This window comes from Flavobacterium piscis, from assembly GCF_001686925.1.
GTDB lineage: Bacteria > Bacteroidota > Bacteroidia > Flavobacteriales > Flavobacteriaceae > Flavobacterium > Flavobacterium piscis.
In genome coordinates this window covers 1-10,532 of record NZ_LVEN01000031.1, presented here as the reverse complement: position 1 = coordinate 10,532, position 10,532 = coordinate 1, and the positions used below count along the sequence as shown (strand labels likewise).

4 protein-coding genes are annotated in these 10,532 nt (G+C 33.3%); 2 read left to right on the top strand and 2 right to left on the bottom strand.

Features of this window, described 5'->3' with window-relative positions; genetic code table 11:
- Together FLP_RS14850 and FLP_RS14845 are read left to right on the top strand one after the other, a co-directional pair.
- A partial coding sequence (locus FLP_RS14850) for a M4 family metallopeptidase (protein WP_123921674.1) occupies nt 1-5,257 on the top strand: 5,257 nt, incomplete at its 5' end.
- Nucleotides 5,258-5,323: 66 nt separating this feature from the next.
- Nucleotides 5,324-5,971 (top strand): porin family protein, encoded by a 648-nt coding sequence (locus FLP_RS14845; RefSeq protein ID WP_065450319.1) that lies wholly within the window; start codon nt 5,324-5,326, stop codon nt 5,969-5,971.
- A 376-nt stretch (nt 5,972-6,347) separates the two neighbouring features.
- On the opposite strand, the gene FLP_RS14840 is transcribed toward FLP_RS14845, so the two are convergent.
- Together FLP_RS14840 and FLP_RS14835 are read right to left on the bottom strand one after the other, a co-directional pair.
- Nucleotides 6,348-7,442, bottom strand: a complete 1,095-nt coding sequence (locus FLP_RS14840; RefSeq protein ID WP_065450318.1) for an exopolyphosphatase — start codon at nt 7,440-7,442, stop codon at nt 6,348-6,350.
- Between the two features lie 468 nt (nt 7,443-7,910).
- Nucleotides 7,911-10,397, bottom strand: coding sequence for an Hsp70 family protein (locus FLP_RS14835; RefSeq protein WP_065450317.1), 2,487 nt, complete (start codon nt 10,395-10,397; stop codon nt 7,911-7,913).
- Nucleotides 10,398-10,532 lie beyond the last annotated feature (135 nt).

Sequence of the window (10,532 nt, the reverse complement as noted above, 5' to 3'; positions counted from 1 at the left end):
TGGCAAAATAATTTTAAAAATTGACCTTAACAGAGATGTTCGCATTGCAGCTCAAAGTTTAGGTAAAGGCAAAGCAAGATATGCGGGAAATGTAGTTTTTAATACGAAGCAATATGCTGACGGCTACAGGCTAGAAGCCGAACAAGGTAAATATAAAGTGCCAATTTACACTTTAAACATGAATCACTCCGATTACCCTTCAGATGATGTAATTACAGATTATATCGATGAAGATAATAATTGGAATGAATTATACAATAAAGACGGCGACGAAGCTGCAATTGATATTCACTGGGGACTGCAAAAAACGATCGACTATTACGAAGAAAAATTTAATCGAAATAGTGTCGATGATAAAGGTATGACCATTTTTGGTCTTGCGCACTTGGGTAAGAATGTTGAAAATGCCTCATGGACCGGAGGATGGGCGCAATTTGGAGATGGTACCAACAACTCGCCTTATGTTTCTTTAGGAATTACAGGGCATGAGTTAACGCACGCCGTAACACAATTTTCTGCGGGATTAATCTATAAAGGCGAATCAGGTGCTATGAACGAGTCTTTCAGTGATATTTTTGGAGTTTCTATAGAATTATATGCTGGAAAAGACACCAAAAATGATATTTGGATGCTGGGCGATGAATTGTATACTCACGGAAGTTTAAGAAGTATGTCTAATCCTAAAGCACAAGGACAGCCAGATACCTATGGAGGAGAAAATTGGGCCAATCCTGCCAATGTTACCTATGATAATGGTGGAGTACACATCAATAGCGGTATTACCAATTATTGGTTTTATCTTTTGAACGAAGGAGGCAGCGGAATAAATGATCTTAAGGAAAGTTATGACGTTAAAGCTATTGGTATTGCTAAAGCAGAGAAAATCGCCTACATAACACTTACGGAATATTTATCGCCAGCCTCAACTTTCAGTGACATGCGCGAAGCAAGTTTGATGGTTACTGAAGATTTATATGGACTTGGTTCTGAAGAATACAAACAAGTAACCAATGCCTGGCATGCAATTGGAATTGGGGCAGCTTTTTCAGACAAACAAATTATAATTGTTTCCGTTCAAGATCCTGTTGCTGCTTGTGGTCCATTAAAAGGAGAAGAGCCTTTTTATGTTAAAATAAAAAACACAGGAAGTGCAGTAATAAAGGCAAATGAAATCTTAAATTATAAATTAAGATTAATGGTAACCTCACGAGGCAGTTTAGTTTCTATATATAATCATGATGGTGCAGTTGCTTTTGCAAAAGATTTAGCAGTTGGAGAAGAAACAACGATCAAAATTCAAGACAAGATCCCTTATATCATAAGTTCAGCTATTATTAATTATGTTGAAGTTAAGTTAGACTTTAAACCTATAACGGCGTTTGGTTCAAAAGAGGGAGTTTCTTTTGTTTCAGATCTTTTAGTTCCTGCTGCACAAAAAGATTTTGATATTAAACTAGTAGGATTAAATCTTCCAGCTTATACAGGTAACACTTTACCTGCGAGTCATGCATTAAAGATTACACTTTTTAATTTAGGATGTCAGGATATTCCAGCCGGCTCTCAGTTAAAAGTAGGATATTTAAATTCACTTCCAGGAAGCGCGGCAGTTTGGAAAGATGTGACATTAGATGTTGATTTTAAAAATAATTCAGAAATCACAATTCCATTTGACGGTACAATTGATTTATCCGCACCAGGTTTGCATACCTACGAAGCTTATGTAACGTACAGCAATGATCCGGTTGCGACTAATAACAGTAATATAAATGCTTGTTACAGCGGTATCGTAACGGATTTGCCTTATTTTCAGGATTTTGAAAGAACACCAGGAGGATGGACCTCGAGATCATTAAAAACCGATCAAAAATTCCTGTGGCAGGCCTCAACCATATCATTTAGAGATACCAAATCAAAATACATGTGGGGAACTGTTGATTTTAAAGGAACAGACAGGATAGCTCTTAACTCTGATTTTACATTAGAGTCGCCAATATTTGATTTCACAAATGTTATTTCTCCTTATGTTGAATTTGATTTGTATTACTTGTTTCACAGAGGATATGACGGTTTTGTAGTAGAGTATTCTGAAGATGAAGGTCAAAATTGGAAAAAAGTTTCCGGTATTGATTATCCTGAAAGTTTGCATTACACAGATTTTGCTGAAGGCGCTTGGTTTACGGGGATAAATACGGTACTAAAAAAAGATCCGTATCAAATGCGTTTGAATGAATTAGCTGGCAAAAAAGTGGCAATTCGTTTCCGAGTAATGACTGATGATTATGCAGATGGTTATTTAGGAGCAGCTATAGACAACATCCGCGTAAGCAACGCACCCTATGATTTAGAGGTTTTAGCTTCAAAATTAGATGCAGGCAAATGCACTATAGATAATACTAATATTTCATTAAATACTACAATCGTTAATAATTTTGCAACAGCGAGCCAGCCTGTTATTGTTACCACAAAAATTTTGGATAATGCAAAAAACGAAGTGTTTTCAAAAATTGAAAAAACGACTTTAACATTTGCTAAATTTAGAGATACTATAAATTATTCTATTCCTAACATTAACTTAAAAAATATTGGAGAGCATACCGTTACAGTTTCTGTTTTTCCAGAAGATATGGCAATGGATGTGAAACCAAATAATAATAATCTGACCTTCAATTATGATAATTGGAATAACGAAGATGAAAAGATTTCTGTACTTCCATACAAAATGGACTTTGAAGATGCCAGCAAATACAAAGGTTGGAGAACTTTTGAAAATAAAAATGCTGCAGGCTGGCAACACGGATTACGCGCTGATTTAGGATCGCCAGGATGGTTTATTGACGACCATACTCACTTTATGGCAAGTAATGATGACAAATGTAATTGTGATGCTTCAAATGATATGTTGGTTTCGCCCGTATTTGATTTGACGAATTATAAGGAGGCGCACTTAACTTTTGATGGCTTTGGCGATGCATTAGGACTTTCAGACGGATTTGTAAGTGTAAGTACAGATGGTGGCGCAACCTGGAAAAATGTATTTCAAGTACCTTATGTATATGCTTGGGCGCAATATAATGTAGATTTAAGTGCTTATGCAGGAAAATCGTGTGTTCAGATAGCATTTCAACACAATGATAACGGACTATTTGCTGAAGGATTTGCTGTTGATAATATTGAAATTAAAGACACTAAAGATTATTTAGGATTATCTAATTTCAGCGTAGCCGAAACTGTTTATGAAGATGCACCTTCGCATGAGTTTTTTATAAGTGCGAAGAATTTAGCTTATAATACAATTAATAAGTTTACAATTGAATATCAGATTACCAAAAATGGAAATGCTGTTGGAGCTCCCGTTGTAATTGAAAAAAACGAGCCTATTTTGCAAGCTGAAACTATTGCTTACAAACTAGATGGTATTCCGAAATTAGCAGCTGGAAATTATGAAATTGCTGTAAAATTATTAGCTGACGGACAAACGAAAGGACAAGTCGCTACTGCTGCTTTCCAAGTTATAGAGAAAGCGCCCGAATTAAATTTTGAAAATTTTTCGAACCTGCCTCAAGGTTCAGTTTTTGGATCTAAAGGATTTGTATCCAGTCAAAGTGATGAAAATTATCCATGGAGAGTGGTTGTTAATCCTGACAATATGAACTTGAAACTTCCTAAAAAAGATCATACTGGAGATACACCTGCAATGATGCTTTATAGCCAATTAGAGTTTGATTCTTATTACAGTGAATTAATTTCTCCCATGTATAAATTATCTAACAGCGCTGCCGTACTAGAATTTTATTATGCTCTGGAAAGCAATTATAACGATGCTTTATTTGTAGACGTTAAAACAGTTGGCGGAGAATGGACTGAAATCTGGAGAACTACCAAACAAGGGGCATATCAAGATATTGAATGGCAAAAAGCTGTAGTTAACTTAAGTAAGTATCAAGGAAAATCAATAATGATTCGGTTTGGGCATGCCAAAGCAGGAGGATTCTCTTATATGCTTCTTGATGATTTAAAAGTAATCAGTGATCCAGTTTTAGATGTTTCTGTGCAAATTTTATCTCCAAAAGATATTTGCGGAGGCGACGAATTTAAAGTAAAGTTGACCAACGAAGGGCAAATAGCAATTAAAGAAAATTCGATTCAATTAGATTTGTTATATGTTAATACTTCAGAGGCTATTTCAGAAGCTGTTGCATCAGGAATTCCCGTTGGAGAAAGTATAGAATATACCTTTAAAAAGCAGCCTGAACTCGATGATAAAGGAGATTCGCATGCCTTTAATTTAAAAGCAAAATTAGAGAATGACATTATTACGCAAAACAATGAGATTAAGAATTATATATTTCAAAATGTTGCAAAAGACTTCAAAATATTTGACAGTCCAGTAATTCATGGTTATGCTGGCAAAAGCTTATATCTTAATGCAGCAGCTAATTTTTCAGCAAACGAATTACAAGTTGCTTCTTATAAATGGAATACAGGCGCGGTTGCTAATGGTATTGAAATTACTGAGGCCGGCGATTATACCGTAACGGCGGTATTGAAAAACGGATGTACAGTTTCTGAAACAGTTAAAGTTGTATTGGATACTTTTGACTCTGACTTACCAAGTGGAAATGTTTGCGGTCCTGAGGTTACTTTACAACCAGGGAATTACCAAGCTTACGAATGGTTTGATGGTTCGACCGAGCCAACGTACGTTACAACAGAAAGCGGCGATTATTATGTAACCGTTTACAATGAAAGCGGACTGGGTAAAACTTTAAAAACCACTATTTCAATTGTTGAAAACACAGTGCCTCAAATTCAGGTTTTAGATGCTAAAAAATTAGCAGCTGCTGCAGATGCCACAGCATATCAATGGTATTTAAACGGAAGACCTATTCCAAATGCAACTCAAAAGATGGTTGCCACAATTTGGGAAGGAAGCTACAGTCTTGAAGTGACAAATAGTAACGGCTGTAATCGTATGTCAGAAGCAATTGATTCCAAAGGATTGATTGTAGGAGAATTGACGAATTCCTTTAGAGTTTTTCCAAACCCGGTTGTTGATGACTTAAATATCTTTTTAGCAGATAAAATTGAAGGTAAAACCGAGATCAAAATTTACTCAATGGATGGCAAAGCGTTATGGAGTAAAACCTATACCAATATTCCGTCGAATATTAATGTAAGCGATTTGAATACTGGGGTTTATATTTTAGACTGTAATGTAAACGGAAAAAAATATACCGCCAAGATTATTAAAAAATAATAAAAAATAAAGATAGAATTGGCAGCTCTGTAAGTAGAGCTGTCAATCTTAAAAACAAAAAATAATATGAAAAAATCCATGCTAGTTTTATGTACACTTTTGCTGTGTGCAACAATAACGGCTCAGACCGAAAAGGTTAAAATAGGGGTAAAGGCAGGTTTAAATATTGCGAGCCTTACTTTTGATGAAAATGAATTAGAATCATCACAAAAAACAGGATTTACTGCTGGTATTATGGCCGAAATTCCGCTGGCGAAAAATTTCTCGGTTCAACCCGAAGTACTATACAGCCAGCAAGGAATGAAATTTTCTTATTCAGATATAGATGTGGCAAATTCCAGTTATAAAAGCACGATCACTTTGAATTATCTAAATATTCCGGTAATGTTGAAATACTATGTGCTAAAGGGATTAAGTGTGCAAGCTGGGCCTCAAATTGGAATACTTTTAAAATCTGATAATAAATATCAGGATAACTTTTTAGGCTATGATAATCATGAAAACTATAATTTATCTGATTATACAAATGCTTTTGACACTTCTGTAAATTTAGGATTGGGTTATCAGTTTAAAGATAAGTTTTATGTAGATTTAAGATATAACATTTCCTATTCTGATGTATTCAAAGAAGCAAATTCAAATGGGAATTATGTTATTAATAGTGATATGAGAAATAGAGTTTTTCAAATAACAATTGGTTATTTTTTTAAATAAAATTAGTATTCGTCATATTCTTTCTAAAAGCCACTCTTTCTTCAAGGAGTGGTTTTTTATATCTAGGCAAGACTTCATCTGGCAGTTTGTTATTTTGTAATTATATACTACTGTTTCTCGAGATCTAAGTTGTCAACAGCTGTAATCGGATCTAAGATATTGGTTTGGTTAGCAATAACTTGGGCTATTATTATTGTTATTAAATAAAAGCTTACTCAAAATTAGAATTTTTATTATTCATTTGTTTGAATGGAAAAAGGTAAACCGGGTAATTGCAGTTTTGTCTTCAAAAAAACTTTTGCTAAAAGATTTTAAAAAAGAGTTTAAATAAAAAAAGCTCCAGATTTCTCTGAAGCTTTGCTTTTTAGTCAATACCTTAAAAATTAGTATTTACTTTCTTAGAGCGGTCTGCAATGTATGACATCAGCCAGGTTACTTGTCCGTCTTTTACAAAGTATATTTTCTTTGTTGCCAAATTAGGCATACTTTCCAGGAAGTTTGCTAAAATGTTGTTGGCAGAAATAAGGTATTTCTGGTCGTATGTTTTCAAAACTCTTTCTATTTCTGTATTCGTCTTAGCAAGGTTATTATACTTGGTAAAATTATTCTTCAGGATTGCATCGTAATTAATAACGTCTTCTAAGGTTAAAGCAACATAATGATCTTTAACGTTTTCATTATAATACAGCGTTGAAAAAGCCCATACTGCTCCTCCTGATAAATAAATTTTTTCTTTCTTTAATAAAAGAGGGTTTGCATCAAGCATTTCTTTGATTTTCTTACGTAAAACGGTATTAAAATCAAAAGACTTTTCCTGATATGTCGACATATCATTGGCCTGGCTTGGATTTACAACAGTCTTTTTTACGGCATCTGTAAGCGTCATTGTACCAAAATCAAGTTCTAAAGGAATAAACTCTAATTTGTTATCTTCAAGTTCATCAATATATCCGCCCTTAGTAGTTTGGGCACCAATGTCCAGCAATATGGCATTAGCGTAATCAACAGGCGGTATAGCACCTTTAACTAGTATTTTAGCTTCTTCGTCAACGTTGATTATGTCAAAACTTTTGCTGGTAAGAGTTGTAATTTTATTTCTTAAAACATCAATGTTACGGGCAGATGAAAAAACGGGAGAAGCTACTATAAATATATTTGCTTCAGTAATTTTAAAGTCGGCTCTTACTTTCCTCAATTGATCAGCCACTATAATACTGGTTTTGTTGATGTCTTCCTGAGGTAGTTCGCCAAAACTGGCAATATGTTCTGCAAGACTAATTCTTTCATTCGAAAAATAAAGAATTTTATAGTCTGCTTTCTTGATGTTATTGATCTCAAGGACTGAAGTTTTTATTGCTCTGCGTCCGATTTCAATTCCAACATATACATTTTTTTGAGAAAAGGAATTAATGGAAAAAAATAAATTTAAAAGAATAAAAAATAAAATCTGGGGCTTGTTTTTTTTAAACATTGGATTTAATTATGGTTATACTATAATTTTGAATAAATGACTTTAAAATAATTATATGTGGTATTTATATGAAAGTCATAATTTTATATTGAAAATAACAGGTTTCAATATGAGATCGCAAATTTATAAAAACATTTACTAACATAAATGCAGTTATTAGAAAATATGGCATTTAATTATTATAAGGATATTTTTGGATTAGGAGAGATGGCTTTATATTTCTAATGTGCTGAAAAAGAATGATATTCACGGATAATTTGTAAATAATGAATATTGTTTTTGCTTTGTTGTAAGAAGCGTTTTTGTTGAAATCGTTTTGAATTCTTTGATTTTCTGTATTTTTTTGAAACTAGCTGATATATTTTAAATAAAAAAAAGCTCCAGATTTCTCTGAAGCTTTGTCTTAGTTGCGCCAATAGTATAATTTTGAAACTGTCTTGTAGATCATTTGATAAAATATCCCAAAAGTTATTTTATTCCAAGATTTCCGTCGAATGTATTAAAGTCATCTTTTCGTTTAGGTTTTACGATCAATAAATTATACAGTTGGTGGCAGATCGATTTCAATTCAACTAAATTCGAATTATCAATTGCTTTTTCACCTAATTGTATCAATTTATGATGTTTAGATTTGTCTTTAAAAGCGCCTGCGTCTTCAAATCGTAAATTGTAAAAATAATCGATATAGCTTTCATCCTGATTGTGATAAATGTTTTCTAAAAGGTTTTCCAATTCCTTATTTTTTTTGCGAATCAAATATTTATTGCTTGACTGTAGTACTTCCTTTTCGTTTTTTATGATCTTTTCATATTCTTCTTTTTGGCGAGGAGTTCCTTTTTCAATATAAAAAGACAGACTGTCTTTTATATTGTTATATTCTTCAAGTTCAAATAATATGTGTTTGTGTCGAATAAGATCATCAAATTCCTGAATGTAGATTTTTTTCAATTCATCAATTTGATACTTTTTATCTGTTACAGCATCATCTTTATTTTCTAAGGTCTCGTTGTAAAGAATGGTCAGCGATTCCTGAGATCTTTTTAATTTGGCTAAATATTCATAATTCTCATTTTCTTCTTCACTTCTTATTTCTTCTAAAATTGTATCTAAAGCATTTTTGATTTCTGATGCTAATTTTTCAATAGAAATTTTTCTCTGATGCGGATTAAAGACTTCGCTTATTTCTAAATCAAGAGCGCCTATATAAACGTCAATGCTCAAATCACGAGATTCCGAAACTTTAAAATTAAGCTCAATATCCATTCCTTTCAAAAGATCCTGCTCAAAATTACTTCCGGATATTTCAATATAGCCAATAGAAACGTTACTTCCCACCATGCTTCCGGCATTGCCTTCTACGACATTTATAATCAATTTTTGATCGGAGTTTCTTAAAATGTTTTTAGAACAGGTTTTGTAAATTGTTTTCTTCAACGGCAAAATATCGTTTTTCTTAAAGATAATTTCCATGTGGCTTTTTCCCGTTTCTTCGTCTAGTTCTAAACAAATGTCATTTGGAATTGGCTGTCCCAGAATACTGTATAACCCGTTTGTAATTTGAATGTTCGAGTTGCTAAAAACTTGCTTTTGCTGATTATCGAATAAAAACAATGTGAATTGATTGGTCGCTTTTTCTAATAAAGGAACAAACTCTGCTATTTTTTTACTTGCTTTCAGAAGACCAGTATCAAAACCGCCATCGGCTCTTGTAATTCTGTAGTAGCCATCAAAAGATTCATCCAAAAGAACCACAATTAGTTCTTCAGAATCTTTAGAATGGGGTTCATAAATCGTTTCGACCTGAATATTATTTTCTTGCGATATTGGCTCGTTAGAAAGCTCTTCTTCTATCAATTCTGAAGGTTTTGAACCCGCATAATAAGCTGCTCCAATCATTACGGCAGTTGTGGGATCTAAATTGGTTTCTACTTCAATTTGAGTTCGTTCCTGTAATTGCTGGCGTATGTAAGGAATATAAGTCGTGCCGCCAACCAATATAATGCGCTCTATGTCGGAAAAGTCTAATTGATTTTCTTTAATTAATTTTTCAACCAAATGAAAAGATTCTTCAAATTTTGGCTGAATGATAAATTCAAATTCTTTTCGGCTGATATCGATGTCCAATGAGATGGAAAGTTCATCAAAATCGATTTCAATACTTGACGTTTCTTTTATCGAAAGTTCTTTTTTTGCTTCCTCAGCTTTGTAAAGAAGTTCAAAAAAGAGTTTATTATATACAGTGTTTTCTTTAGAAATTAGTTTCGACCAAAGATCATTTTCCTGAGTTTCCTTTTCGATTTTCGGGCATATTATTTTCTCCACAAATAATGTGTCTAAATCAACACCTCCCAGAAAATTATTGCCTTTGTGATCAAAAACCTTTAGATCGCGCTCGTTAATGTTTACTAATGCGATATCAAAAGTTCCTCCTCCAAAATCATATACCAGCCATTTTTTATCAGATGTAATATCAATATTTAAGGAATTTGAATACGCCAGACAAGCAGCGATCGGTTCCTGAAGCAATACTATTTCTTGAAAACCTGCCTGATAGCCTGCTTTTTTCGTGGCATTGGACTGAATGGTATCAAAAGAAGCCGGAATCGTAATCACAGCAGATTTTAAACTTTCGCCTTGAGCGAAATTAATTAATTCGTTCAAAACCATCGAAGACAGTTCAATCGGACTGATATTTTTATCCAGATCTTTGATGAAATACATTTCATCAGATCCCATTTTTCGCTTAAAAGAAGAAAATACATTTTCGGCATTTGTTGCGCTGTGTTCTCGTGCTTTTTCGCCTATTTGAATGCGTCCTTTTCGAAATGAAACTACAGACGGAATAGTATCTTTGAATCCAACAGGATTTTTATAAATAGTGATTTTTCCATTTTCATATTTCGCAATTCCTGAATTTGTTGTTCCTAAATCAATTCCGATATTGATATTCTTCATAATAATGATGCTATTATTCTACTATAACAACTGCTTTTTGAACCAGCTGCAGGGTATCGTTTTCTGTTTTGTAAATTGCGGGTCTGATAACTTTGGTTATTTTTTTTGAATTTGAATTAAGAATATTGGCATCAA

Bases quoted from the DNA above. Each gene is read 5' to 3' on its own strand.
- FLP_RS14835 (WP_065450317.1), bottom strand. From the start codon at position 10,397: ATGAAGAATATCAATATCGGAATTGATTTAGGAACAACAAATTCAGGA.
- FLP_RS14845 (WP_065450319.1), top strand. From the start codon at position 5,324: ATGAAAAAATCCATGCTAGTTTTATGTACACTTTTGCTGTGTGCAACA.
- FLP_RS14840 (WP_065450318.1), bottom strand. From the start codon at position 7,442: ATGTTTAAAAAAAACAAGCCCCAGATTTTATTTTTTATTCTTTTAAAT.